The sequence below is a fragment of the Tateyamaria armeniaca genome (assembly GCF_045797845.1).
Lineage (GTDB): Bacteria > Pseudomonadota > Alphaproteobacteria > Rhodobacterales > Rhodobacteraceae > Tateyamaria > Tateyamaria armeniaca.
Genome location: NZ_JBHDIY010000004.1, coordinates 40,447 through 64,902, shown reverse-complemented (window position 1 = coordinate 64,902; position 24,456 = coordinate 40,447). Strand labels below are relative to the sequence as shown.

Sequence of the window (24,456 nt, the reverse complement as noted above, 5' to 3'; positions counted from 1 at the left end):
GCCGGCTGCACCAAATGAAACGCCCGCGTTTCAGGTCAGCGCCCGTGCCGCAATCAGGTCCGGCCCCCGTGCCGATGAACGAAGTGCCCCGTTGCACCGCCCCCACCGCCCAGGACCGGACCGGGCCATTCTCGCCCGCCGATCCGACCGCGGCACCGCTGGTGCTGCCTGACAATGTGGACATGGCGCCAAAACCCGTGGTGGAAAAAACCGATGTGACCCCGCGCGGACTTGGCGAACGCTTTGCCGAAACGGCGGTCCCCCGCCCTGTTTCGGCGGAACAGCCGGAACCACCGGCAGCCGCGCGAGCCGCCCCTGCCCCGGAACCCGCGCCACCGCCCGCCCCGGCCGAACCTGCGCGCAACGCGCTGCTAGAAGGGTTCCTAGAAGGTGCCGGTATCGAAGACGCGGATGCGTTGGGCTTTGATCTGCACGACCTCGGCGTGATGCTGGGCAAATGCGCCCGCCTCGGCACGCAGGAAATGATGCAGATGCTGCAGGACCGCTCGGCGGTCAAACTGTTCGTGGCCAATGATGATCGCACGATGCGGATCGCCAGCGGCAACACCCGATGAAGTTCATGATGGACCCGGACGAGGCGTTCACAGCCCTGTTCGTGCAACCGCGCGATGGCTATCAGACCGGCCCGGACGGGTTCGACAATGCCCTGACCGACATCCGCCAGCATCAGGCGGCGATGATGGCCGCGATCCAACCCGCTCTGGCCGACATGCTCGAAGGGCTCGCCCCTCCCGAGATCGAAAAAGACGTGGGCGGCGGACGGCTTGGCAGTGGCGCGCGCAAGTCCTGGGAAGAATACGAAAAACGCTGGGCCGCACGCGCGGCACAGGGCGAAAACGGGATGCTGGATGCATTCCTTGATGCCTTTGCGCGGCGCTACAATCAGGCGCTGGACGCGCTCCTGATACTCGAGACCTCTACGGGTCAATTCAAAGAAATAGGGGCGCTCCATCGCCTTGAAATCCATCCATCCCATCATGGATTGCTCTCATCAATGACGGCAAAGATGTCGTTGATCGGCTTGGCATCGTAACACATGGCGGCGTGCAGACGGCCCCGAAAAGATACCGTGCGCAGTCTCGCCCTTGGTTTGGCGGTGCGCACAATGGAGAGCCAGAACGGGCATAAGGATCGGCAGCAGAGTGTCGCGCATCGGCATGGCGGTCAGAAACCGGATCGGCAGCAGCGCGGGATTGACGCTGCACTCGCCCCAGAACGGAACCTTGTGCACAAGGGGGTGCACCGCATCCTCCCCCTCAAACCGCTTGCCGTACCAGTAAGACGCGGCCAGCATCCCGTCCATCGGATGCCCGGTCGCGATATCGCGGCCCGTCCAGCGGCCCGCCATCTGATCGGCCTGCGCCGGGTCCAGACTGTCGAAACGGGCAATCGCATCCTGAGTGCTCATGGGTGCGTTGGTCACGATGTTATCCTGTGTCTTTTGTTGTGTGTACTGGCCCGCCACCGTCAGGCTTTGAGTGCAATCCGAACCGCAGGGAACAGGCACAGATAACACCGTTGTCACCCAAGCGGCAATTCCAGTTGCGCGACCAGCCCGCTCGGCTGCCAGTCATATGTCAGCGACCCGCCGGATGCCTCGACCAGCGATTTCACAATGCGCGACCCACTTTCCCGCTTCAGGCTGGCTGACCTGCGGTCCGTCGCGCTCTTGCCAGATCACACGCAGCGCCCCGTCAGTGGTGACCTGCCACGTCAGATCAACCGCGCCGCACTCGACCCCAAGGCTGCCATGTTTGACGGCGTTGGTGGCCAATTCGTGCAGCAGCAGGGTCAGCGCGGTCACGGACTGTTCCGGGATCGATACATCGTCGCCGCTCAGGCGCACCTGGGCCTCGCCCAGCGGGGCATAGGCCACCAAGAGCATCTGCGCCAATTCCCTGAACTGAAGCACTTTGGGCGTGTCTGGCGAAATCGTGGCAAAGTGGGCCTGTCCAAGCGCGGTCAGGCGATCGACGATCTTTTTGCCATATTCCTTCGGATCAGTCACCGAACGGCCCGTCATCTTGATGACGACGGTCATCACGTTGACGATGTTTTTCAACCGATGCAGCAACTCTTCGGTCTTGAGGGCTGCAACCTTGCGTTCCTTTTCGCGCACCTGCGAGACATCCAGTTGCGATCCAAAGCGGAACACAAGGTTGCCGTCTTCGTCATAAACCGGCCCGATCTGCAGGGCGTTGATGAATTTTTCCCCCGATTTGCGATAATTTACGATCTCGACCATCGCGACTGCGTTCGAGGACAGCGCCGCGCGGATCTGATCGATGCTCTCCTGTGTTGTCTCTGGCCCCTGCAGAAACCGACAGTTCTTGCCGACAAAATCCGCTTCGGTATAGCCGGTCAATTCGCAGAATGCCGGGTTGGCAAACACGATGGGTTCGTCTGGCTTGGATGGATCGGTGATGCACAAAGGCAGACGGCTGTGCCGAATGGCATGCGCAAACACGGCATTGTTGCGCATGTCGTCTTCGGTGAAACCAGCGGCTTCCAGCATCTTCGGGGTGTCGGACGACATCTTCTACTCATTCCAGTATGCGCAAGGGCGTGGCAACGACGCGTGACTGTCAGGGACCGTCACGCAGGATTTGGCTATATGCTTATGCTTGGCCTGCGGATCAAGATACAAAAACCGATTGTGGGGCCACCGGCCGCACTTCCAAAAATGACCTTACGGCAGACCCCGAAACGCAAAGGGGCACCCCCTGATGGGATGCCCCGTTCGATTTTGCGATGCTCTGGCGCGGATCAGAACTGCAGGCGGAACTGACCGGTGATGCCGTAGCTTTCGATTTCGCTGCTGAACCGTGCATCGACACGCACGGATGCGTTCAACTGGCGTGCGTTGCCCGCCTGACCAGGGCTCAGCAAGGTGAGGTAGTTCACCCCAACGCTCACTTCGCCGTACGCGCCAAGGTTCTCAATCGCCAGTTCCCGCGATGTGCCGCCCGCGTTAAAGAACGCGGTCCGGTCATCGGCAAAGTCGTTATAGACTGTTGCGGTGCCGAAATAGCTGATCAGGCTGATCTCGTCCGGGCGGATCACCGTGTTGGCAATGGACGCGCTGAGGAAGCCAACCTTGCTGTCGCCGTCTTCAAAGGTCAGCGTGCCGCCGGTCCCAAGGACCACGTCATCGGTCTTGTTCTTGGAGAACGAGAAACCAGCAGAGGACACGAAGGTCAGACCGGGATTGTCCGCAACCTGCCACGAGTAACCGACAGCACCGGACAATGTACGCCCTTCGTTGTCATACTCGGTTTGGAAATCGCCAAGGCTGCTGGCACCCGTGCCGAACGCCGTGTTCGAGCTTTCGATCGACGTATCTTCAAAGCGGAACTGGAGGTCTGCAAAGAAGCGTCCGCGCGCCGCTGTCATGTAGACGCCGGCATAACGCTGGGTGATGTCGCTTGTCAGGATACCTTCAAGCGCGCCGCCCGAGTCCAGCGCAGTGCTGGTGCTGTTGCCGGTGTTGAAGCCACCGATGCCGCCAAAGGCCAGATCCCATCCGTTGTAGTGACCGCCAAAGCAGGCAAAGTCGCCGCCGAACTGCAAGCCCGAATAGTTGAGGCTGACAGGCGACTGGCCGGATTGAGCGGCTTCAACGTCGATGAATGTACCATCCGCGTTCGCGGTACCGCCGGTTGCCCGGGTCCATACACCTGCGCCACAGGGGTCTTCTTCTGCACCGGCGGCCAGATCAGCCACAAACGGGCTGGTGGGCCGGTTCACGACCGTGTTGACCAGTGTCTGTGTCAGTCCGACGGTCGCGGCCACGCTGTTGACCGAGTTGCTGACGGTTTCAGAGAACACCAGCTGATTTCCGGATTCAACAATGGCCAGGTTCAGACCGGGGCCAACAAGGCCCGCAAAGTTGTTGAACCGGGTCACGGCAAGGCCGTTCGCGCCGGTAAAGTTGGCCAACACGGCGTTGTCGAGGCTGCCCGATCCGGTGAAGTTGCCCAGTGTCAGCTCGACGCTGCCGTTCAGGTTGGTCACGTTTGCGATGTTGCTGACATCGGCAGTGGCTGCGCCGTTCAGGGTGGCATCGATTGTGATGTTCCCTGTCAGGTTGGCATCGCCCCCGATGGTCACGGTGTTGGCAGAGCTGCCGCTGAGGTTCAGTTGATTGGAGCTGGTCAGGTTGCCGGTGATCTGGCTGGCGCCGCCCGATGCGTTGATCGTGCCTGCGCTGGTTACGTTGCCGCCCACAGTGCCCCCAAGGTTCAGGTTGGCCCCGCCCGCGATGTCCACGCCGCCGGTCGCAGTCAGCGTGTTGCCACCCGCGATGTCCAGCAGGCCCGCGTCGATGTCGGTCAGACCGCCCACCGCCGCCGTGCCCAGCACAGTGGTCGATACTCCTGCGCCGTTCTGGGTCAGGTTCGCCGTGGTGCTGCCATTGTTCAACTGCACCGTGCCGCCCGAATTGGTCAGGCTGGCAACGGAACCGCTGTTGATCAGCGCCCCACCGGAAACGGTGGTGTTCGCAGTGACAGATCCGTTCACGGTCGTGGTGTCACCGGCGACATTCAGCGTGCCGTCACCGCTGACGAGCCCGTTGATGGTCGAGTTGGCGCCCTGCCCGCCAAGAGACAGGACGGTTGTCGCACCGGTCAGGGTCGTGGCGCTGCCAGCGCCATCTACCAAGGACGAGATGGTTTCAGACCCGGTCAGGTCGAAAATGCCCGTGGACATCTGCACGTTGGCCGTCGCCTGCAAAGCGCCGCCATCCGTGGACAGCTCAGTGCCCGTGCCCTGGATCTGGACATCGTTGGTGGCCAGTGAACCCGCACCCGTAAGGGCCAGCTCACCCGAGCCGACCAGCGCCGTGCCGGTGAAGGTGTTGGCCCCTGTCAGGGTGGTCACGCCAATGCCATCCTTGAACAGGGATGTGGTGCCCGCACCATCCTCGATCACACCGGCAAAGGTGGTGTCGTTCAGTGCATCAATCGTCAGTTCCGGCGTTCCGGCCACGCTGCTGGTGATGGTGCCTGATCCGGACAGATCGGCAAGGGTCGTGTTAAAGCCGTTCATGTCGATGGTGCCATTGGCCCCGACGACCGTGTTCTGTGGCGCCGCACCCGCATTGCCACTGTAAAGCGTGCTTGCCGCGTTGGCCGTGCCGAATTGCAACGTACCGCCATTGACGTTTAGGCTGGACCCGGTTGTCGGCGTGACCGCACCGGTGGAGCCAAGGACAACAGTGCCGGTGTTCGTGCCGTCGCCGACAGTCAGTGCGCCGGGCCCCGAGTTGAGGGCGGCGGGGTTGATGGTCAGGGTTGTGCCAGCGGCGGCCAGCAATGTGCCGTTGTTGGCTGTCGTCAAATTCACCGATGCGCCGTTCACAGTGGAATTCGCAGTCGCAGCGACTGTGCCGCCATCAAGGGTCAGTCCGCTCGATACTGTGCCGCCAGCAAGGGCAAGCGTGCCGGTAGACTCTACGGTCGTGGTGCCGGTGCCGCCGATCAGACCACCGCTTGCCACCGTGGTTGTGCCGGTATCGACGGTCGTGTCGCCGGTCCCGTCCAGGGTGCCTGCAATGGTACCGCCGGACAAGGTCTTGGCCCCGGATGCGGTGACGGTGGTGTTTGCGGCAATTGTCGCGCCACCCGACTGGTTGAAGGTGTCGGTCGACACGGTCACAGTGCCGCCTGTGGTGCCACCGGACTGGTCATAAAGGCCAGAGACTGTCACCGTGCCGGAACCGTTCACGGTCCCGCCATCCTGATCGAGGGCTGCGATGGTGTCCGCACCATTCACGGTGAATGTACCGGTGTTCTGAACCGTTACAGTTTCGCCATCGGCGATTCCGTTGCCGTCTGTGGTCAGGGTGCCGGCGCCGCTGATGGTGACCGAGTTGCTGGCCGTGTCGATCGACCCTCCACCGGTTTCGTTCAGCGTCCCGCTGTTCACTGACAGCGACGTGGCGTTGGTGATGGTGCCGCCACTCAGCGCCGTGGTTCCGGTTGCGACGGTGATCGCGCCCGCACCGTCCAGCGCACCCGAAACGGTGCCGCCATTCAGCGCCTGTGCGCCCGCCGAAGTGACGGTCGTGCCGGCCGCGACGGTTGCGCCGCCGGACTGAGTGAACGTGGCCGCGTTGATGTCGACCGTGCCGCCGGTTGTGCCGCCGGACTGCAGGAAGGCCCCCGTCACGCCAAGCGCGCTGTCACCGTTCACGGTGCCGCCTGTCTGGCTCAGCGAGGCCACGGTATCATCGCCATCCACGTTCAGGATGCCGGTGCCGGACACGGTGACCGCTTCGTCATCCGCGATGCCGTCGCCATCCGTGGACAATGTGCCACCGGTGACATTCACCGCATTGTTGGCCGTGTCGACCGACCCGGTGCCGGTGATGTTCACCGCACCGCTGTTCACCGTCAGGCTTGCAGCATTCGTGACAGTGCCGGTGATCCCAGTGGTGCCGGTTGCTGCGGTGATCGCGCCTGCACCGTTCAGGTTGCCCGCAATCGTGCCGCCGTTCAGGCTCTGCGCACCGGCTGAGGTCACGGTTGTGCCCGCTGACAGTTCGCCGGCCGACTGGGTAAAGGTCGCGCTGCTGACAGTGCCGCCACCCTCGATGGTGCCGCCCGACTGGTTCAGAAGGGCGATGCCCGACATGGTCGACCCGCCCGCCACGCTCAGCGTGCCGCCGGTGTTCAGGTTGTCGTTTCCGACCGTGACGTTTCCGGACACCACATTGATGGCCGAGGTTGCAGTCAGGTTGTTGATCGCGCCCGTGCCCGCACCGCCCGCGTTCAGCTGTGCTGTGCCGCCGGGGCCGTTAAAGTTGATGGTGCCGCCCGCGTTGTTGTTGATGTCGCCCGCGTCGGTCACGATGCCGCCCGTGGCGACATTGATCGTCATGTTGTTGTTGAGCGTATTCGAGGTGCCCTCAAGAGTTGCACCCGCACCGACACCTATGGTGCCGTTGTTGGTGATCACCCCAGCGGAGATCGACCTGCCATCCGCAATGGTGGTGGTGCCGCCGGTGTCATTCAGAAAGGTGCCTGCACCCGCAATCGATCCACCCGCCAGCACGTTCAGCGTGCCGGTATTGGTGACATCGTTGCTATCAGCCGACAGTGCGGCACTGATGTCCATCTGGACCGTGTTGGTCAGATCGCCCAGCAGCGTCAGCGCACTGGTTATATCCAGATCAATGTTGGCAACGATGTTACCATCAAGGATCACCGCGCCACCCAGAACAGGTGCGGCGCCATCAAACGTCGTGCCCGCGTTCAGGACGATATCACCATCCCCGCCCATACCATCAACCGAATTGATCGTGACAGTGTCGGTGCCATTGGTGTCGATATCACCGGCATTGGTGAATCCTGTCGTTGTCAGGGTCACGTTGGTGCCTGCCGCCACGGTCGAGGCGTTCAGAGTGCCGGAGACGCTGTTGGTAAAGCTGCCACCGACGGTTTCGCTGTCGGTGATCACAAAGTTCACTCTGTTCGACACGTCACCCACGGTACCGCCGTTCAGAACGAAGGTGGCGTTGTTCTCGACAGCGCCCAACGTACCGCCGTTCATTGTGAACGTACCAGCGTCAATGTCAGTCAGACCGGTGATTTCACCGGCATCCATCACCGTTGCCGTGGTGGCGTTGTTCACTTGGCGCAAGCTGTCAATCGTGCCGCCATCAATGTCGGCCATGCCGCCGTTGCGCAGAATGACTTCGCCTGCGGTGCCACTGTTGACGTCCAGAAGGCCATTCGGGCCTACATTGACTCGGCCCAGCGTTCCGCCAATGGTCGAAACGCGACTGTCCGTCACAAAAGACGCGCCAGTGACCGACCCACCAGTTCGGATCGTGGTCACTCCGGCGTTGCTGTCCAAGCCACCCACAGTGTTGAAAACCGAGATGACGGTACTTGATGCGCCGTCGTTGGTGACGGTACCGGCCACCGTTCCCGTGATCGACAAATCGCCCGGACCTTCAACCGTCAGACCCGTGGCGACATTTGCCGCAATCCGCAGGTCGCTGCTGGCCGCGGACGACGTCACTACGCCATCGATCGACAAGGAAAACGCATCGCCCGCGTCGCCATCGATGGTGATGTTGGCGTCGTTGAACGTGATGTTGTTGACGGTGATATCGCTGCCCAGGGTGGCTGTGTAGTCGGTCAGACCGCCTAGGGGGCCAAAGATCGCGTTGTCAGGTTCGCCGGAGTCGAAAACCTCGTTGGTCGCGCCGCCGTCAGCGGTCCAGTTTGTCGTGGTCGTGTCCCAGACGCCGTTGCCCGTGGTCACACCCGCTGCCGGGTCGACATCCCATTCGAGGTCTGCTGCCTGTCCCCACGCGTTGCTTGCCAGTAATGTGACAATGATCGTCGTGCTCAGCGCAATGGTGTGTACGCCACGTGGTTGAAAATCGCTGGTTGCAAATTGCATCGCAAATGTCCCCGGGGTTCTAATCGTTGAATTCAGTTGGCCGTACAGAACCATGTTGCGGCGCGGCTCGCAAATCCTTTACCGTCCGTTACCGCAGAAAATGCCGTTAACTGTGACCTTTAGGCACATTCTCTGCATGTGATTCTGATGGGGGCAACGGGCGGGTCAGGTGCCCTAGGGGCAATTGGCCCATAAAACACTACATATAGAAAAACCTTGCGGGAATCGTAAAAACCCGTAAATCATTTACGCTAGAGACAGAATAAAACGCCTTTCAGCGTAACTCACGCAGTCCAATCGGTGCCAGACTTGCACCACACAGGTCGCGTTAACCCTGAAATGGTGACATCGCGGGCCCACCCGCGCAAGACAGAATGGCGGGAAAATCCGCCGCAAGACCGTGCAGGTGCCGGGACAAACCCGCGCACAACAGAACAGGCAGGACCGCGCATGCAAAAGCATGTCACACGCATCGACACTCTCGTGGGCGCGCACGCCGCGCGCCTCTCCGAACGTCTGCAAGCGCACCGCGAACAGCTCTTTCCGCCTGATGCCCAACGCACCCTGCGCACCTTCACCTCCGGTGAGGTCGCCGACCTGCTCGGGGTCAAGGACGCCTACCTGCGCAAGCTGCATCTGGACGGGCGTGGCCCCGAACCCGAAATCCGCGCAGGCGGGCGGCGCCACTACACGCCGCAAGACATCCAGACCCTGCGCCAGATGCTCGAAAAAGGGGCGAAATCCCCCGGCACGTACCTGCCCGGGCGGCGCACGGGCGACGGTTTGCAGGTCATCACCGTGATCAACTTCAAGGGTGGCTCGGGCAAGACCACCACCGCCGCCCACCTCGCCCAGAAAATGGCGCTCGACGGCTACCGGGTGCTCGCCATCGATCTGGACCCGCAGGCTTCATTCTCGGCGCTGCACGGATTCCAGCCCGAATTCGATCTGCTGGACGGTGGCACGATTTACGACGCGATACGCTATGATGACCCGGTACCGATCCAAAGCCTCATCCGCAAAACCTATTTCACCAATCTCGACCTGATCCCCGGCAACCTCGACCTGATGGAGTTCGAGCACGAAACCCCACGCGCACTTGCCGCGCGCGAAGGGGCGATGTTCTTTACCCGGGTGGGCACGGCGCTGGGTGAGGTTGAACAGGACTACGACGTGGTGATCATCGACTGCCCGCCGCAGCTCGGGTTTCTCACCATGTCCGCGCTGTCGGCGGCGACCGCCGTGCTGGTCACCGTGCATCCGCAAATGCTCGACGTGATGTCGATGTGCCAGTTCCTGCTGATGACGTCCAACCTGTTGGGCGTGGTGGCGGATGCGGGGGGCGATATGTCCTATGACTGGCTGCGCTACGTGGTCACGCGCTATGAACCCGGCGACGGGCCTCAGAACCAGATGGTGACGTTCATGCGCTCGCTCTTTGGCGATCATGTGCTCAACAACACCGTGCTGAAATCCACCGCGATCTCGGATGCCGGGATCACGAAACAGACACTCTACGAGGTCGAAAAAGGCCAGTTCACCCGCACCACCTACGACCGCGCGATGGAATCCATCAACGCGGTCAACAGCGAAATCGAAGGGCTGGTGCAAACCGCATGGGGGCGCAATGGCACGTAAAAACCTGCTTGATGGGTTGATGGCCGACGGGGCCAAACCCGCCGAAACCGCCCCCGCCGCCAAACGCCCGCTCAAAGGGGCGATTGGTGCGGTCAGCCAGTCGATCGAGGCGCTCAAGGCGCGCGCGCTGCTCGACATTGACCCGTTCATGATCGACGCGGGCGGGCTTCAGGACCGGCTTGAAACTGACGACGCCGAAGATGCCGCCCTGCGCGACTCGATCCGCGATTACGGGCAGCAGGTGCCGGTGCTTGTGCGGCCCCACCCGGATGATCCCGAGCGGTACCAGATCGTCTATGGCCGCCGCCGCGTGCTTGCGATGCGCGACCTTGGCCATCCGGTCAAGGCGCTGCTGCGCGATCTCGATGACAGTGCACTGGTCATGGCGCAAGGCCAGGAAAACAACGCGCGGCGCGGTCTGTCATTCATCGAAAAGGCCAATTTCGCCGCCCAGATGCGGGACGCAGGCTATGAACGGGCCGCAATCTGCGACGCGCTGGCCATTGACAAGACAGTCGTGTCGCGAATGCTGCAGATTGTGGACCGGATCGGGCCTGATCTGATCGCCACGATCGGCGCCGCACCTTCCGTGGGTCGGGACCGCTGGTCGGCTCTGGCCAGCAAGTTAGAGACGGGTGATGTCGACGCGGAGACCATGATCGACATGATCGCGGTGCGGGCAACACCTGACAGCGACAGCAACGACCGCTTCGAAATCGCCATCAAAACCGGCGATGAAAGCGCACTGCCTGCCCAGAAACATACGGGCGCGGATGGACCCGCCAAACCCCGCGCCAGTCGCCGCACCGTGATGGGTGCGACCACCGGCACCCCTATCGCCCGCGCAATGATGGGCCATGACAAGGTTGTCCTCACCCTGCCCCGCGATGGCGGAGGCGGGTTCGAGAACTGGCTTGTCGACAATCTTTCCGACATTCACCGGACCTGGGTGCAATCCCGGTCCGATGATGACCCCGAGCAGTAAACAAACAACAGGAGGCACAACTCAGGCACCGCCGATAAAAACAAAGCCCCCCAGATCATAACGACCCGAGAGGCTTCGATTTGGTTCTAGCACCTCCGAATCTACGCGCTCCATGAGTCGGCTGTCAACAACACCTGGCGGGTGAACGGCACTTTTTTGCCTTGTGAACAGCTTATGGAACGACTTGTAACGACGCCCTTTGGGCAGCGGCCAGTGACGGCTGGCCTTTTGAAGGCTGCCGCAAAGGCGGCCGAGGCCCCTACCCTGCCCCATATCGACAAATGGGAACTGTTGCGCACGCTCTGTACTGCGCGCGACGCGTTTCAGATCACCGACCGCGAAATCGGCGTGCTCGAAGCCTTGCTCAGCTTTCATCCCGAGAAGAACCTCGGCGGAAATGCCGACATGGTCGTCTTCCCGTCCAATCGCGCGCTGTCTGATCGTTGTCACGGCATGGCGGAAAGCACGTTGCGCCGTCACCTCGCCCGGCTGGTCGACAGCGGTCTGATCCTGCGCCATGACAGCCCCAACGGCAAACGCTATGCCCGCCGCGATCACGATGGCACCGTTCTGCGCGCCTTCGGCTTTGACCTGCGCCCCTACTTGTACGCGCGCCCGAAATCGCCCAGGCTGCAGACACTGCGCGCAGGGCGGCGGAACGGTTGCGCACTCTGCGCGAACGGGTGTCTCTGCAAAAGCGTGACGCGCAAAAATTGGCACTCTATGGGCTGGAACAGGGACACACAGGCCCATGGGAGGCGCTGTTGACCGCACTGCTGGATCTGACCCGCACCTTGCGCCGCAAGCTCTCTTTGGCCGAGCTGGAAGAGGCTGCCGTACAGGTGGCTGATCTGCTGGCACAGACCTTGAATTATGTCTCCAAAGCAGAAGATATGAGCGGCAATGACGCCGTATCTGAGCGTCAGCATCAGACTTCAAATACAGACTCTTCTGATCTTGAACCTTGCTTAGAAAAAAGCAGGGCGGCGGATGTGGATGCCTCTGACCCGAAGGACGGTTCTGTTGTTGAACCGGATGTCCCCATCCCTCTTGGGCTGGTGCTGCGCGCCGTGCCCGAAGCACTGGAATACGCCCAAGCCCCAGTGGCCAGTTTTGCCGACCTTGCACGATTGGGCGCATTCCTGCGCGGCATGATTGGCATCAGCCCGTCCGCCTGGGAAGATGCCGTGCACGCCATGGGCCGCGAGGTCGCAGGGATCACTGTCTGCTGCCTCGTGCAGCGCATCGACGACATCCGCTCTCCGGGTGGCTATCTGCGCACGCTGACACAGCAGGCACAGTCCGGTAAATACTCTGTTGCCCGGGTGGTCATGGCGTTAATCCAGCGTCCACAAGGTGCAGGGGCGAAAAGTTGACAGCTGTCAACTCTGGTTCGGGTGGGAAAAAGTTGACAGCTGTCAACTCTGCCCCCTGCCCCTGATATCCCCTCAAAACTTGACCCAAGGGAACGAAAACAGCACAGTGCCGGAAAGGGCAGTTAAGTCGCTGTCCTCTCGTGAAAATGAGGGGTCAGCCTGGCAGGCAAAAGCCGCTGCACAAGGGCTGGGCGGAATGGTTGCGATGATAGGGATTAGACCTCAGGAACGAGGCGTCACGCATCCTCAAGACAGGGGGTCGCATGTCGGGCTCTGACACCCCGGAGGAGGATGACGCGGATCGTACGGTCATAGGGGGCAGGCCGCCCCGGCCTGACGATGACGATCGCACGGTCTTTGGTCAGAAACTGCCAGAGGCGCAGCCTGCCCCGCGTCCGAATCCGGTCCAGACTCCCTTCATCAGGTCAAGGCGCCCGAGCCGTCGGACGAAACGACCATCATCGGGGCCAAGCTGCCCGAGCCGACGCCCCCTGCCCCGAAACCCCTCCTGCCCTCGCAGATGAAACGCCAGAAAAAAGAGGCCGTTCCGCCCAAGGAAAACAAAGTCTCTCTGCGCGCTGCGGTGCGCACGTCGGGGCGCAATATCGGCAAAAGCTCGAACCCGATGTTGGCGGCGGCAAGTGACGTTCTGGGGCTGCTGGGCCGTTTGCGCACCGGGTTGGTCGAAATGCACGGCGCCCCGTTGCGAGACCATCTGCGCACCGAAATCGCCAAGTTTGCCGAGGCGTGCGAAACCGCCCGGATCGCGACCAAGGACATCGATGAAGGGCGCTATGCGCTGGCCGCGACCTGTGATGACATTGCCGCCACCCTGCCCGGCTCGGATGCGGCGTATTGGCAGGAAAATGCGCTGGTCAAAACGCTGTTCGACGACCCGGATTCCAGTGCGGGCTTCTTTGATCGCTACGAGCAGGTTCTGACCCGGCCGGGCAAACGCACCCATTTGCTGGAGCTGATGCTGGCCTGCCTTTCCCTTGGGTTTCAGGGCGAATATCGCACGGCGCCTGACGGACCGCGCGCCCTCGCAACGCTTCGTAAAGCCGGATATGAGCGGCTGCGCAATGCCACGCCGCGCATTGCCCCGATCCTGTCGAAAAAGTGGAAACCCATCGTCCTCAAAGGCCGTCGTTTGCGCCCGCTGGTTCCGATCTGGATCGTGGCCGGGGTTGCGGCGGCCATGGTCGTTGCGATGTTTGTCTCTTTCGCGTGGATTTTGACAAACGAGGCGCAAAGCACCCAGAACAGCATCATCAGCCTGCACAGGCCGGTGCCGGAGGTCGACATTGCGCGGGTGCAACTGCCCAATGTCACGCGCCAGCTTGTCATTTACGAAGCGCCGCCCACAGGCCAGGTCGACCGGGTGCGAAACCAGTTGGGTGACGTGATTGCCCAAGGATTGACCACGGTGCAGGAAGAGGGGGATTTCATCGCGATCCGCCTCGGCTCTGCGCTGAGTTTCGGGTCTGGCGCGCCAACGCTGGATACGCAGAGCCCATTGCTGGCGCGCATCGCTTCTGTGCTGGAGGTCGAACCGGGTGGCATCATCATCGAAGGGCACAGCGACAACATCCCGCTGAGCGGGCGTGGGCAGTACAAGACCAACGAAGCCTTGTCCGAGGCGCGCGCCGCTGCGGTGCGGGATGTGCTGGCGCCCTATCTGTCGGACCCGTCGCGCCTGTCCGTTGTGGGCGTCGGCCCGTCAAAACCGCTTGATCCGGCCAACACACCCGAGGCGCGGGCCAAGAACCGGCGGGTGGATATTCTGCTGCGCAGAGAGGAGCAGTTGTGACGCGCGTCTTCAACTGGTTGTCCGCCCTGATCACCACGCTTGGTGTGATCTCGCTGTGTGCCGCGATCTGGATTGGCTTGCCCATTTCAGGGATCGAATGGCTGGCCACGGTGCCGGTGCGGGCGGGTCTGATTGCGGGCATCCTGACATTGCTGCTGCTGAGTGCGCTGGTGCGTTGGCGTGCGCGGCGCAAGGCGGCCGCTGATCTGGAAGACAGCCTGCTGGCCACGCAGGCGGGCGATGGTCCGCTGCTGGCGGAACGGATGCGCGCAGCCCTTGTCCGGCTCAAAAAAACGGGCGGTGCATCGGCGCTGTATGATCTGCCGTGGTATATCCTGATCGGGCCGCCGGGGGCGAGCAAGACCACGGCGCTGGTTCATTCGGGGCTCGAATTTCCGGGCGAACATGCTGCGTCGATCAGCGGGTTCGGCGGTACCAAGAACTGTGATTTCTGGTTCGCCGAAGAGGCGGTGATGATCGACACGGCGGGCCGTTATACCACGCAGGACAGTGACGAGACCGCAGACCGTAATAGCTGGTCATCCTTCCTTGGGCAGTTGAAGACCGCGCGGCCCGACCAGCCCATCAACGGAGTCATTCTGGCGTTTTCCTGTGCGGACATGATGACCGAAAGCCCCGAGGGTCTGAAGCGCCATGCAGAGACTGTGCGCGCGCGCCTTGCCGAGCTGAACGAGGCCTTCAAAACCCATGTGCCGGTCTATGTGATCTTTACCAAGGCGGACATGATCGCAGGGTTTCGCGAGTATTTCGGATCCTTTGATGCGGATCGCCGCAAGGGGGTTTGGGGGGCGACATTTCAGACCCGAAACCGCCGCGAAGAGACACATCGCGCGGTGTCGCGCGAGTTTGATCAACTGGTCAGCCGCCTGTCGGACGAGGTCACGGATCGCCTGATGGAAGAGACGGATTCAGCGACCCGCATCGCCATATTCGACTTCCCAGAACAGATGGCCCTGCTGGAGCGCAACGTGACAACGTTCCTGAGTGCGGTGTTCGAAAAACCCCAGTGCCATCCGCGCGATTCTGCGCGGGTTTTATTTCACGTCCGGCACGCAGGACGGCACGCCCATCGATCAGGTGTTGGGCGCGATGAGTGGCGGGGCAGGGCAGGCTGCAACCGGGTTCCTGTCGGGCAAGGGGCGCAGTTATTTCCTGCATGACCTGCTGAAAAAGGTGGTTTTTGCCGAGCGCGACTGGGTCGGATACGACCGGGGCCGCGTGATGCGCCGCGCCATCGGGCGCGCCTTTGGCAAGGGGATCATCACGCTGGTCAGTGTGGCCCTCATGGGTATTCTGGGGTTCAGTTTCTGGAAAAACGCCACGCTGGTGCGCGAGGTTGCGGGCCAAACGCAGGCCTATCAACAGCGCGCCGGTGCGTTCCTTGGGCCGCAACGGATTGCCGATGCCTCGACCCGGCCCTTGCTGCCTGCGCTTGGCACCCTGCGCGCAATGCCTGCGGGCTATGCCAATCCGCGCCCACAGGATTTTGCGCAGGATCTGGGCCTGTCACGGCGCGATGCCTTGCGGGGTGCGGCGGTGCAGGCCTATTCCGACAGTCTGGAGCAATTACTGCGTCCCCGCATGATGTTGCAGGTCGAAGAGGATCTTGCCCAATATCTGGTAGATGACCGCAAGATCGACGCCTATCGCGCCCTCAAGGTCTATATCCTGTTGGCTAAGGAGCAGGACGGGCGCGAGGATGATCTGGCCATCCAGTCCTATTTCGCCCAAGTCTGGGCCGAGGATTATGCCGGGGCGGATGCCGAGTACCGCGCCATCAACGCCCATCTGGCCGCCATGCTGGAACTCGACAGTCGTGCCACTCCACTGGTTGCGGCCAATGCAGCCCTGATTGGCCGTGTGCGCGAGGCGATTGCCGATGTGCCCCCGGCGGCGCGTGCCTATGGTGCAATCCGCTCGCAGGCGGGTACCTTGCCGCCGCTGCGACTGGCCGACGAGATGGGGGATGCGACCCTGCTGGCCACCACCGATGGCCGCCCGCTTGAGACACTGGGCGTGCCGGGTCTGTTCACTTACGACGGCTATTGGGGCTTTTTCCAGACGGCCTTGCTGGATGCCGCGGCGCAGCTTGAGGCCGATGCCTGGGTGTTGGGCGGGGCTGATACGCAGCCCTTGCAGTCGGATGCAGCCTTGTCCGGTGAGGTGCATGCCCTTTATGCCCGCGATTTCGAGCAGGTCTGGACGCGCATGCTCGACCGGGTGGCCGTTGTGGACACGGGCGGTGATACGGCCGCCTTGGCGGATGCCGCGGGCGGGTTGCTGGTGCGTTTGTCAGCCGTGGTAGACACTCAGACCCGGCTGAGTGAAGTAGATGTTAATGCATTGAAAAGTAATCAAAATTTTGCCGGGTCGGATGGGATGATCGTACAGGCGGGGCGGGTCGAACGCCCCTTTGCGCTGTGGCATCAGATGCTGGCGGGGGTGCCGGGGGGCGTCCGCTGGACCTTGTTCTGGACGGGCTGGCCAAGGCGCAAAACGTGGCGGCGACAGGGCAGGGGGATCTGCTGGTGGCCTTGCCCGAGCGTGGGCCGCTGCCTGATCCTGTGTTGCGCCTGATCGGTCAGGTGCGCAGTGCGCTGTCGGCGGATTATGTCGATGCCCGCCTGATCGCGCTGGACCGTGCCCGCTGTTTGCCCGGTGCGCCGGCTGTGGGTGCAGAGTTTGCGTCCGTCTTTGGCTATGGCGGGCAGATGCAGCGGTTGCGCCAATCCTCGCCCGGGCCGCTATCGCAGCGTGCCGAGGCCCGGTTTGACGCCGCAGAGGCTGTGCGGGCTGCGTTCTTTGTCCAGGGGCAGGCGGACCCTGTGGTTCCGTTTTCGGTGCGCCTGATGGCCGTCAGCCCGGTGATCGAGCCGGTCACGGTCGTCGTCGGTGAACAGGTTCTGGAACTGAGCCCGGGCGGACCGCCTGCGCAGGCCGTCTGGAGCGAACGGTCGGCCATTTTGCTGGCGGTGCCGGATGCTCCGCCTGCCACGCTGATCGGTGGCGGATGGTCCATTTTGACCCTGCTAAGCGGGGACAATTTGCAGTCGCGCGGGCCGCTCGCGCAGGTCGTGCACCGCATTGGTCCCTATACGGCAACGTTTAGGCTTGAGTTCCAAGGGGCGGATGTACCATTTTTAAGCGACGCCTTTAAGGAGATTACGTGCCAGAACGCACTGGAATAGGCACATGAGTGTCGTTTTATACGGCAAGCACCCCGGGTTCGGGGATTTCCTGTCATGGGGGATGGAGCGCGATGTGCGCAGCCGTCTGGAGGCGTGGGTGCAGGATGTCATGCCCGGCGCGCGTGATCTGCTGGGCGCGCACTGGGACACGGTGTGGGATACTGCGCCGGATTTACGGTTCTGGATCGGCCCTGACGTGCTGGGTGTGCCCCTGTGCGGGGTCTGGCGCGCATCCAGTGACAAGGTCGGGCGCCGCTACCCGCTGATGCTGGGCCTGACGGGGTCGGTGACACCACCCCCCGTACACACATCCCATGACGCCAGCCCGTACGTGGCGCTGGCCGCCCATCTGGACCAGATCGAGGACCAGACAGCGGGGCAGGGCGGTGTGGAGGGCCTTGTGACCGGATATGATGCGCCGCCCGCCGCAGGCACGCCCTATGACGCAGAGCAGGCAGGTATGCTATGGGGGATGCGGGGCGATGATGATCTGGCCCGCCTGTTCGCAGATGCCGCCGAGGCAGATGCGTACTGCGCGCAATATGGGCGCAGCCACTGGTGGCACGAGGGCAGCCCCTGCGGGAGGCCGGGTGGCTGTCGGTGAACGGGTTGCCGGATGCAAAGGCGCTGCGCTGGCTGCTGGCGGACCGGGTGCGCGCGACAGAGACAACAATCGACGCAGAAGCGTTGGAACAGGATGACGTAGGGAGTGGGCAGGGATGATGGACAAGAGGGTGATGGCTTCGACGAGATGATGTCGTTCGAGACGACGTTACGCACCGATGTGGGCTGTGTGCGCACGCTGAACGAGGACTGCGTCATGGCCGCCCCTGCATCCGGCCTGTGGGTCGTGGCAGATGGGATGGGCGGGCACACTGCCGGAGATTTCGCAAGCCAGACCATCTGTGAGGAAATGGAGACTGCTGGCCTGCCCACCGGGGCGATGGACCTGCGCGCCCGCTTTATGGCCCGCCTGACAGCTGCGAACACCCGCATTCAGGAAAAGGCCGCTGAACTTGGCAGTGGCACCATCGGGTCCACCGTCGTGGCGTTGTTGATCCAGCAGGATCACTTTGCCTGCATCTGGTCGGGTGACAGCCGCATCTACCGGATGCGCGGCGATCAGCTAACCCGCGTGACCCGTGACCACACCGAAGTGCAGGCGCTGCTTGACACTGGCGCCATCACACCCGAAGAGGCAGAGAACTGGCCACGCAAAAACGTGATCACGCGCGCCATCGGCGTGACCGAGTTGCCGGAATGTGACATGGTTGAAGGGGCCCTTTTGGAAGGCGATGTCTTTCTTTGTGCTCTGACGGTTTGACTGAGTATTTTGAGGACGCGGAACTGGCCGATGTGCTGTACAGCGGTCTTCACGGCTCTTTAGAACCGTTGTGCGAACAGCTTATTTCGATGGCGCTGCTGCGGGGAGGCAAAGATAACGTATCTGTGATCATGGTGCGTTGTCATAAAGCCGGGTTCCCGGTGTTAACGATTGAAGGTGATTATCCCGAATTCAGGGGCGAGTTATGAACGACAAGAAAGACCAGTGCCGGGCAATGCGGCAGATTCCGGGTCAGATGAGGATGACGAAAGAACGATCCTGTTTCAGGCCGTTCCGGAGCCGGACAAAGAAACGTCCACGCCCCCGCACCTGCGGAGGCGGCGCAGGGTTCTGATATCATTCCGGATGATTTTGACGACACGACCGATGCTGACGCCACGGTTGTGGCCACGCCGGCCCCAAAACCCCGGCCGAGGCCGCAGCCCCGCCGCCGCCGCCCCAGGAAGATGACGACCGCACCGTGGTTGTCACCGACGTGCGCCGTGGCACATCCCGCCCTGACGAGGCCCCGGCCGCCACACAGCCCCCACCGTCCACACAGAACCCCGGTGCGGGGGAGGGCCCCAAGACCCCACACAAACACCGTTAGCGTCGTCCCTCCGCCGCCCGGAGCGGCGCCTACGCCCCTCAGCACGCTTGAGCCGGGTACGATCATCAACAACATGTACCGGGTCGAGGAGCGCTCTGACCAGGGCGGCATGGGCCGTGTGTTCCGCGGGGTCGAGATCGGCACCGGCGAAAACGTCGCCATCAAGGTGATCCTGCCGGAAATGGCGGAAGACGACAAAGTCGCCGCCATGTTCCGCCGCGAGGCGCGCACCCTGCGCCAACTGCATCATGACGCCATTGTACGCTATTTCGCCTATGTCCCGCCGGATGAGAACATCAACCTGCACGCGCTGGTCATGGGTTTCATCGAAGGCACCAAGCTGTCCGACACGATCAAGGAAAAGGGTGCGCTGGACCGCGATCAGGTGATCGAGCTGACCATGCGTCTGGCCGATGGTCTGGACCGTGCCCACAATATTGGCGTTGTGCACCGCGACCTGTCCCCGGACAACGTGATGTTGCAAGGCGGCGATATTTCCAAAGCGGTCCTGATCGACTTTGGCATTTCGCGCAGCGACAACGTCAAGGAAGCGACCATCGGCAACGAGTTTGCGGGCAAGCTGAAATACGTCTCGCCCGAGCAGATGGGCGCCTTTGGCGGGCAGGCCGAGGGGCCAAGCGACGTTTATTCATTGGGCCTTTTGATGATTGGGATGCTGACCGGCACCCCGATGCCGATGGGCACGAATTTCGTCGAGGCCGTGCAGAAGCGTCAGACCGTGCCTGACCTGTCCTTTTTGCCCGAAGAGTTTCAGGGCCTGATTGCGCACATGCTGCAACCCGATCCCAAGGACCGGTTGCCCAGCATGGCCGCGGTGATCGAAGAGTTGCGCGTGCTGAAGGGTGAGACCGGCCTTGGCGGATCCCGCCTGCGCTTTACCCAGCCGCCGGTGGCGGACCGGGTTGTGCCGGGTCTGCAATCGGTGCCTTCGACCGCCAAGGGTGGCCCCACGGCGTCGCCGGCACCATGCCCCTGCCACCCCCCGCCCAGAGGAGAAATCAGGCGGTAAGGGTCTGGTTCTGGGCATTGGTATCCTTGCGATTGCCGCTGCGGGTGCTGCTGCCTATTTCCTTGGCGGTGACGTTCTGACAGGTGGCGGTGAGACCGAAGAAAGCACCGAAATTGCCACGGTCGAAGAGGGCCTGACCCGTGTCGAGGGGACGCGTGCGGCGTTTCTGGCCACAACTGTGCCGGACAACCGCGCCTTTGCCGGGCTGCGGACGCAAGGCCCGAATGCGGGCTTTATCGAAGGATTTGCCAATGATCTTCTGCCCTTGCAGGGTCTGAGTTCGTCCTTTGGGGCGCAGTTTGGCAGCAATCCGCAGGTGATCCCACGCGGTATTTCGCAGGCCCAATGTGCGGTTCTGGATTTTGCCCGCGCTTTTCAGGGCACGCGGGGGGCCGGTATCGAGATTGCGTTGACCGAGAATTCGATGTCCCGCTCTACCGGCGTGCGCGGCACAGTACATGGCACTGCGGGCCGGCAGAATTGGCTGGCGCTGGTTGATCCCAACGGGCAGGTGTTTTCGCTGATGCGTCAGTTTGACGATCCCATCGGGGACGAGCGCCGCTTCGCCTTCCGTCTGCCATCTGCGGCACCGGGCATCTACATGGTGATCGCGCTGGCATCCGAGGACGCACTTGTGCGCGCCGGAGCGATGCAGGACGGCACGAACCGCAGACGCCATTCTGCCTCTGATGACGCGCGAACTGGCGGTCGATGGGCAGGGGGCGGTGGACATCGCCTTTCTTGAGCTGACCCGCTAGGGCGCGTGTCTCGTCGAGAACCGCCCGCCAAGGCCGATCACGCCATAAGTGATCGGCAGCTTGCCCTTGGCCGCATCCTTGAGGTCGACGCCGAAGAACAATTCGACGTCCAGTTCAACCTTGTCGCGGGTCAGCACCCTGAACTTGATCGGCACATGCACGCCGCCGCCTTTGGGTTTCGGCAGTTTGATCGGTTTGCCCTTTTCCATGGCTTCGCGCTGCTTTTTGGCGGCATCCAGATCGTTGCGCAGGCCGGTGAGGGCGACGCCCTGTGACGTCCCTGCACCCTTCTTTTCGATGTCCTTTTCCACGATTTTCTTGGTCTTATCGATCTGCTTCTTGAAGATGCCGGTCGTCACCTTGGTCACGGTCTGATCGAGCTTTCCGGCCTGTTTGCACACGACCCCATCAAGGACTTTCTGGGTGAATTTCTGGGCCGTAAGGGACTTGGCCTTTTTCCTGGATCTCTTTCGAGGCCTCTTTGCAGGCGTCCTCCAGATGTTTGGTCAGGGGGGCTGACATGAGAAGGGGCGCCATGGCGGCCAATACGCTGGGTGGGAACATGTTTTTGTATCCTTTCGACCCGGCACGCTGTCTGAAAATGGCCTGTGGCCGGGCATCTGCAATAAACGACGTTGTAAATGCCGCAAGCTAACGCCGGCGCTGACCGCGTGGCAATGATGTTGGGGACAGGATCAGATGTTCGGCGATTTTTTGGCGCAGGATCACTGCACGTCGAAGGTCGCGACGCCAAACACCATGTTTTCTAGCGTCTCTGCGGGGATCGGGCCAAAGACGTCCTGTGCCTCGCGACCGATGCTGCCCGACAGGTCCAGCGGTTCGCGCTTGGGTGCCGATGGCCACCAGCACCTGCCGCGTGGCGCGCGACGCGCCTGCGCGGGCCACAGGGGCCTGGAACACAGGGACATTGCCATCAAGCGACACGAACGGCGCGAGGTCTTGCACCACGCCGTTGTCATCCACCAGCAGCAGCGTGACAAACAGCCCGCCTGCGCCCAACACGCGGCCCGTCAACTCGTCGCCACTGACCAGTGTGGCGGTGTCGAGCGACAGTCCGATCCGGTTGGCCGGATAGCCGTCCGAGGCGCGCAACGCATCAAGTGCTGCGCGCACTGGCGCGGGTCAAGCAATTCTCGGGTCTGGACGGGCGTAAAGTCGAGACCGTCAAGGATCAGCGTGGCCTGCGCATCAAGCACAGCCTCGTCCGCGCCGATCATGGACAGACCGGCAAGCGCGTCACCCCCCGCACGGCGGGGCAGGGCGAGCGTGCATTGTTCCTGCGCGCTGGCCCGGATGCGGCGCAGCAACTGGCCGATGGCCACATCGGACGCGGTTGGGTTGGCCAGTGGCTGGCGCGCGGGGGCGGCCGGTGCTGCGGGTTCTTCAACGATGTCCTCGGGGACTTCTTCGACCACTTCCGGAACTGGCTCCGGCTCTGGCTCGGGTTCCAATGCGGCCACTTCCGGGGCCGGTTCTTCCTCGATTGGCGCTTCTTCTACGGGTTCCTGGGGCAGCACGATGGGTGCTGGTTCCTCGACGGGATCAGGGGTGACGATGCCGGGGTCGGGCTGTTCGGGTTCGGGGGCGAGGGCCGCGAAATCCTCGGTCAGTGGCAGCACATCATCGGGGGGCAACACGGCGCTACCCCTTCGGCAAGCGGGTTCACCACGCCGTCGTCGATAGACAACAGATCGTCGATCACAGAGGGCCGTTGGTTCGGGGGCAATCGGCGTCGGTTCGGGCAGGGGTTCGGCCTCGGCGATGACTTCGGGCTCGGGCTCGATCACTTCAGGCAGGGGTTCGGGTTCCGGCTCGGGCAGCACTTCGGCCACTTCCGGCTCCACCGGCTCGGGCTCGATCACTTCGGGTTCCACTGGCTCGGGCTCGATCACCTCGGGTTCTGCCACTTCCGGCTCAACCGGTTCGGGTTCGATCACTTCTGGTTCGGCAACTTCGGGTTCCAGCGGTTCGGGTTCCACGACCTCCGGCTCTGCGGCTTCCAGTTCCGGCTCCAGCAGCCTCTTCTTCGGGGGCGAGCAGGGCGTCATCCTCAGGGGCAAGGAGGTCTTCGTCCGGGCTCAGCGCGCTGCAAGGTCTTCGGGTGTTTCCGCCTCAATATCCTCGGGTTCAGTAACTACCGCATCTTCGGGCACGAGGTTGCTGTCATCGACCGGTTCCAGTTCCTCGACAAAGGCGGCGTCGAGGATTTCGAGGCTGACGGTGATTTCGGGCGTCTCAGGTTCGGGGCGCTGCGGCAGCTCATGCGATCACACCGGAAAACAGCACAAAGGACACAAGCCCCGCATGCCCCAGGAACGAAGCCACAAACGAGCCATACCACGGGACGGCACGAGGGGAGCCGTGGGCAGAAAGCTCATGGATCGTCCTCGGCGGCTTGCCCGTGCAAGGTGACCAGTTTGACGCTGACGGCGACCAGTTCTTCGGCCGCCAGAAGGTCAAGCAGGGTGCCTGCGCCAAGGTTGCGGTCGGCCAGAACGTGCAGCGTCGGAAAGTCGATCAGCGCCTCGGCCAAGAGTCCCTGATTCAAGCGGGATGCCGTCCAGCGTCATGGCCGCATTCGCATCGACCGTCAGCAGCGGTTTGGGCAGCAGATCAAGGGGCAGTTCCGTGGTTTCGGGCAGGTCGATTTCGACCGAGTCCGAGCTGATCAACGTGCCCGTCGCAAGGAAGAAGAAGATCAGCAAAAGCACGATGTTCACGATCGCAAGCGAGCTGTCGATGGCCTTGGGCGTATGGGGTTCGGGCAGGCGCGTCTTGGACATCAGGCCCCCCGCGACTGATCTGAACGGCGCCGACATTGGCCCCTTCGAGTGCTTCGAGCGCGTAGGCGACATCCTGTACGCGGGCCTCATTCGTTACGATCAGCACAACACTGCCCGGTGTCCCTTCGCCAAGCGCTTCGGCCAGTGCCGAAAGCTGGTCGATGTTGTAGTCAATTCCGGCCGAGGCGGACGCTGCCATTGCTGACCGTCCAGAGCGTGATGTCTGTGGCAGAGGGCGGCGGGGCCAGTTGATTGGGGTCGTTGCCGGGCCCTGCGGTGTTTGCATCCTCTTCAGAGACGTCTTGCGGGGCCGTTTTGAGGGTGATGAGCGAGTAGGGGGCGAGGCTTGAGGACAGCATGAAGAAGATCAGCAACTGAAACATGGCATCTGCCAGCGGTGTCAGCACGAACTTGTAGCGCCTTGGGCGCTCGGGCAGGGGCTCTTCGAGATGCCATCTGTCGCGGACCCGCTTACT

20 protein-coding genes and 3 pseudogenes are annotated in these 24,456 nt (G+C 62.4%); 14 read left to right on the top strand and 9 right to left on the bottom strand.

What is annotated here, in order from left to right:
- Positions 1-14 precede the first annotated feature (14 nt).
- Both ACERZ8_RS21555 and ACERZ8_RS21550 read left to right on the top strand, forming a co-directional pair.
- Complete coding sequence (locus ACERZ8_RS21555; protein WP_407594526.1) at positions 15-575, top strand: hypothetical protein; 561 nt, start codon at positions 15-17, stop codon at positions 573-575.
- Complete coding sequence (locus ACERZ8_RS21550) at positions 572-1,054, top strand: type VI secretion system-associated FHA domain protein (protein ID WP_407594524.1); 483 nt, start codon at positions 572-574, stop codon at positions 1,052-1,054. Before ACERZ8_RS21555 ends, ACERZ8_RS21550 begins: the two co-directional genes overlap by 4 nt.
- On the opposite strand, the gene ACERZ8_RS21545 is transcribed toward ACERZ8_RS21550, so the two are convergent.
- The 4 genes and pseudogenes from ACERZ8_RS21545 to ACERZ8_RS21530 form a co-directional block, all read right to left on the bottom strand.
- On the bottom strand, positions 997-1,125 hold the full coding sequence (locus ACERZ8_RS21545) for a DUF4334 domain-containing protein (protein WP_407594522.1): 129 nt from the start codon (positions 1,123-1,125) through the stop codon (positions 997-999). The genes ACERZ8_RS21550 and ACERZ8_RS21545 overlap by 58 nt on opposite strands.
- Positions 1,126-1,261: 136 nt before the next feature.
- A pseudogene (locus tag ACERZ8_RS21540) lies at positions 1,262-1,429 on the bottom strand (GXWXG domain-containing protein); the annotation flags it as partial.
- 162 nt (positions 1,430-1,591) lie between these two features.
- Positions 1,592-2,557 carry a PAS domain-containing protein gene (locus tag ACERZ8_RS21535; protein ID WP_407594521.1) on the bottom strand — a complete coding sequence of 322 codons (966 nt, stop codon included), beginning with the start codon at positions 2,555-2,557 and terminating at the stop codon, positions 1,592-1,594.
- A gap of 230 nt (positions 2,558-2,787) precedes the next feature.
- Positions 2,788-8,436 (bottom strand): beta strand repeat-containing protein, encoded by a 5,649-nt coding sequence (locus ACERZ8_RS21530; RefSeq protein WP_407594519.1) that lies wholly within the window; start codon positions 8,434-8,436, stop codon positions 2,788-2,790.
- 450 nt (positions 8,437-8,886) lie between these two features.
- On the opposite strand from ACERZ8_RS21530, the gene repA reads away from it, so the two are divergent.
- The 12 genes and pseudogenes from repA to ACERZ8_RS21470 all read left to right on the top strand — a co-directional run bounded on the left by repA (position 8,887) and on the right by ACERZ8_RS21470 (position 21,163).
- Complete coding sequence (repA, locus tag ACERZ8_RS21525) at positions 8,887-10,074, top strand: plasmid partitioning protein RepA (protein WP_407594518.1); 1,188 nt, start codon at positions 8,887-8,889, stop codon at positions 10,072-10,074.
- Positions 10,064-11,059, top strand: coding sequence for a plasmid partitioning protein RepB (repB, locus tag ACERZ8_RS21520; RefSeq protein ID WP_407594517.1), 996 nt, complete (start codon positions 10,064-10,066; stop codon positions 11,057-11,059). Before repA ends, repB begins: the two co-directional genes overlap by 11 nt.
- Positions 11,060-11,233: 174 nt before the next feature.
- A pseudogene (gene repC / locus ACERZ8_RS21515) lies at positions 11,234-12,435 on the top strand (plasmid replication protein RepC).
- Between the two features lie 520 nt (positions 12,436-12,955).
- On the top strand, positions 12,956-14,245 hold the full coding sequence (gene icmH, locus ACERZ8_RS21510; RefSeq protein ID WP_407594516.1) for a type IVB secretion system protein IcmH/DotU: 1,290 nt from the start codon (positions 12,956-12,958) through the stop codon (positions 14,243-14,245).
- A gap of 263 nt (positions 14,246-14,508) precedes the next feature.
- Positions 14,509-15,451: pseudogene (gene tssM, locus ACERZ8_RS21505) on the top strand (type VI secretion system membrane subunit TssM); the annotation flags it as partial.
- A gap of 36 nt (positions 15,452-15,487) precedes the next feature.
- Positions 15,488-16,843, top strand: a complete 1,356-nt coding sequence (locus ACERZ8_RS21500; RefSeq protein WP_407594573.1) for an ImcF-related family protein — start codon at positions 15,488-15,490, stop codon at positions 16,841-16,843.
- The gene (locus ACERZ8_RS21495) at positions 16,765-17,454 is read left to right on the top strand and encodes a hypothetical protein (protein WP_407594515.1); all 690 of its coding nucleotides are present in this window, start codon (positions 16,765-16,767) and stop codon (positions 17,452-17,454) included. The genes ACERZ8_RS21500 and ACERZ8_RS21495 overlap by 79 nt, the downstream gene beginning before the upstream one ends.
- Before the next feature lie 4 nt (positions 17,455-17,458).
- Entirely contained in the window at positions 17,459-18,058 is a 600-nt protein-coding gene (tagF, locus tag ACERZ8_RS21490) for a type VI secretion system-associated protein TagF (protein WP_407594513.1), read from the top strand.
- Positions 18,059-18,163: 105 nt separating this feature from the next.
- Complete coding sequence (locus ACERZ8_RS21485) at positions 18,164-18,778, top strand: PP2C family protein-serine/threonine phosphatase (protein WP_407594511.1); 615 nt, start codon at positions 18,164-18,166, stop codon at positions 18,776-18,778.
- A complete protein-coding gene (locus ACERZ8_RS21480; RefSeq protein WP_407594510.1) occupies positions 18,775-18,987 on the top strand; it encodes a hypothetical protein in 213 nt (70 codons plus the stop codon). The genes ACERZ8_RS21485 and ACERZ8_RS21480 overlap by 4 nt, the downstream gene beginning before the upstream one ends.
- Positions 18,988-19,461: 474 nt before the next feature.
- Complete coding sequence (locus tag ACERZ8_RS21475; protein WP_407594509.1) at positions 19,462-20,418, top strand: serine/threonine protein kinase; 957 nt, start codon at positions 19,462-19,464, stop codon at positions 20,416-20,418.
- On the top strand, positions 20,351-21,163 hold the full coding sequence (locus tag ACERZ8_RS21470; protein WP_407594508.1) for a hypothetical protein: 813 nt from the start codon (positions 20,351-20,353) through the stop codon (positions 21,161-21,163). Before ACERZ8_RS21475 ends, ACERZ8_RS21470 begins: the two co-directional genes overlap by 68 nt.
- 9 nt (positions 21,164-21,172) lie before the next feature.
- On the opposite strand, the gene ACERZ8_RS21465 is transcribed toward ACERZ8_RS21470, so the two are convergent.
- The 5 genes from ACERZ8_RS21465 to ACERZ8_RS21445 all read right to left on the bottom strand — a co-directional run bounded on the left by ACERZ8_RS21465 (position 21,173) and on the right by ACERZ8_RS21445 (position 24,387).
- Complete coding sequence (locus ACERZ8_RS21465; protein WP_407594507.1) at positions 21,173-21,544, bottom strand: hypothetical protein; 372 nt, start codon at positions 21,542-21,544, stop codon at positions 21,173-21,175.
- 283 nt (positions 21,545-21,827) lie between these two features.
- Positions 21,828-22,289, bottom strand: coding sequence for a hypothetical protein (locus ACERZ8_RS21460; RefSeq protein WP_407594505.1), 462 nt, complete (start codon positions 22,287-22,289; stop codon positions 21,828-21,830).
- Positions 22,208-23,245, bottom strand: coding sequence for a hypothetical protein (locus ACERZ8_RS21455; protein WP_407594503.1), 1,038 nt, complete (start codon positions 23,243-23,245; stop codon positions 22,208-22,210). Before ACERZ8_RS21455 ends, ACERZ8_RS21460 begins: the two co-directional genes overlap by 82 nt.
- Positions 23,246-23,653: 408 nt before the next feature.
- Positions 23,654-23,980 (bottom strand): ExbD/TolR family protein, encoded by a 327-nt coding sequence (locus ACERZ8_RS21450; RefSeq protein WP_407594501.1) that lies wholly within the window; start codon positions 23,978-23,980, stop codon positions 23,654-23,656.
- A 170-nt stretch (positions 23,981-24,150) separates the two neighbouring features.
- Positions 24,151-24,387, bottom strand: coding sequence for an ExbD/TolR family protein (locus ACERZ8_RS21445; RefSeq protein ID WP_407594500.1), 237 nt, complete (start codon positions 24,385-24,387; stop codon positions 24,151-24,153).
- Between the last annotated feature and the right edge of the window lie 69 nt (positions 24,388-24,456).

Coding starts and splice junctions, on each gene's coding strand:
- ACERZ8_RS21535 (WP_407594521.1), bottom strand. CDS start 2,557: ATGTCGTCCGACACCCCGAAGATGCTGGAAGCCGCTGGTTTCACCGAA.
- tagF (WP_407594513.1), top strand. CDS start 17,459: ATGAGTGTCGTTTTATACGGCAAGCACCCCGGGTTCGGGGATTTCCTG.
- ACERZ8_RS21555 (WP_407594526.1), top strand. CDS start 15: ATGAAACGCCCGCGTTTCAGGTCAGCGCCCGTGCCGCAATCAGGTCCG.
- icmH (WP_407594516.1), top strand. CDS start 12,956: ATGAAACGCCAGAAAAAAGAGGCCGTTCCGCCCAAGGAAAACAAAGTC.
- ACERZ8_RS21450 (WP_407594501.1), bottom strand. CDS start 23,980: ATGTCCAAGACGCGCCTGCCCGAACCCCATACGCCCAAGGCCATCGAC.
- ACERZ8_RS21475 (WP_407594509.1), top strand. CDS start 19,462: ATGTACCGGGTCGAGGAGCGCTCTGACCAGGGCGGCATGGGCCGTGTG.
- repA (WP_407594518.1), top strand. CDS start 8,887: ATGCAAAAGCATGTCACACGCATCGACACTCTCGTGGGCGCGCACGCC.
- ACERZ8_RS21500 (WP_407594573.1), top strand. CDS start 15,488: ATGCGCCGCGCCATCGGGCGCGCCTTTGGCAAGGGGATCATCACGCTG.
- ACERZ8_RS21530 (WP_407594519.1), bottom strand. CDS start 8,436: ATGCAATTTGCAACCAGCGATTTTCAACCACGTGGCGTACACACCATT.
- ACERZ8_RS21455 (WP_407594503.1), bottom strand. CDS start 23,245: ATGACGCCCTGCTCGCCCCCGAAGAAGAGGCTGCTGGAGCCGGAACTG.
- repB (WP_407594517.1), top strand. CDS start 10,064: ATGGCACGTAAAAACCTGCTTGATGGGTTGATGGCCGACGGGGCCAAA.
- ACERZ8_RS21550 (WP_407594524.1), top strand. CDS start 572: ATGAAGTTCATGATGGACCCGGACGAGGCGTTCACAGCCCTGTTCGTG.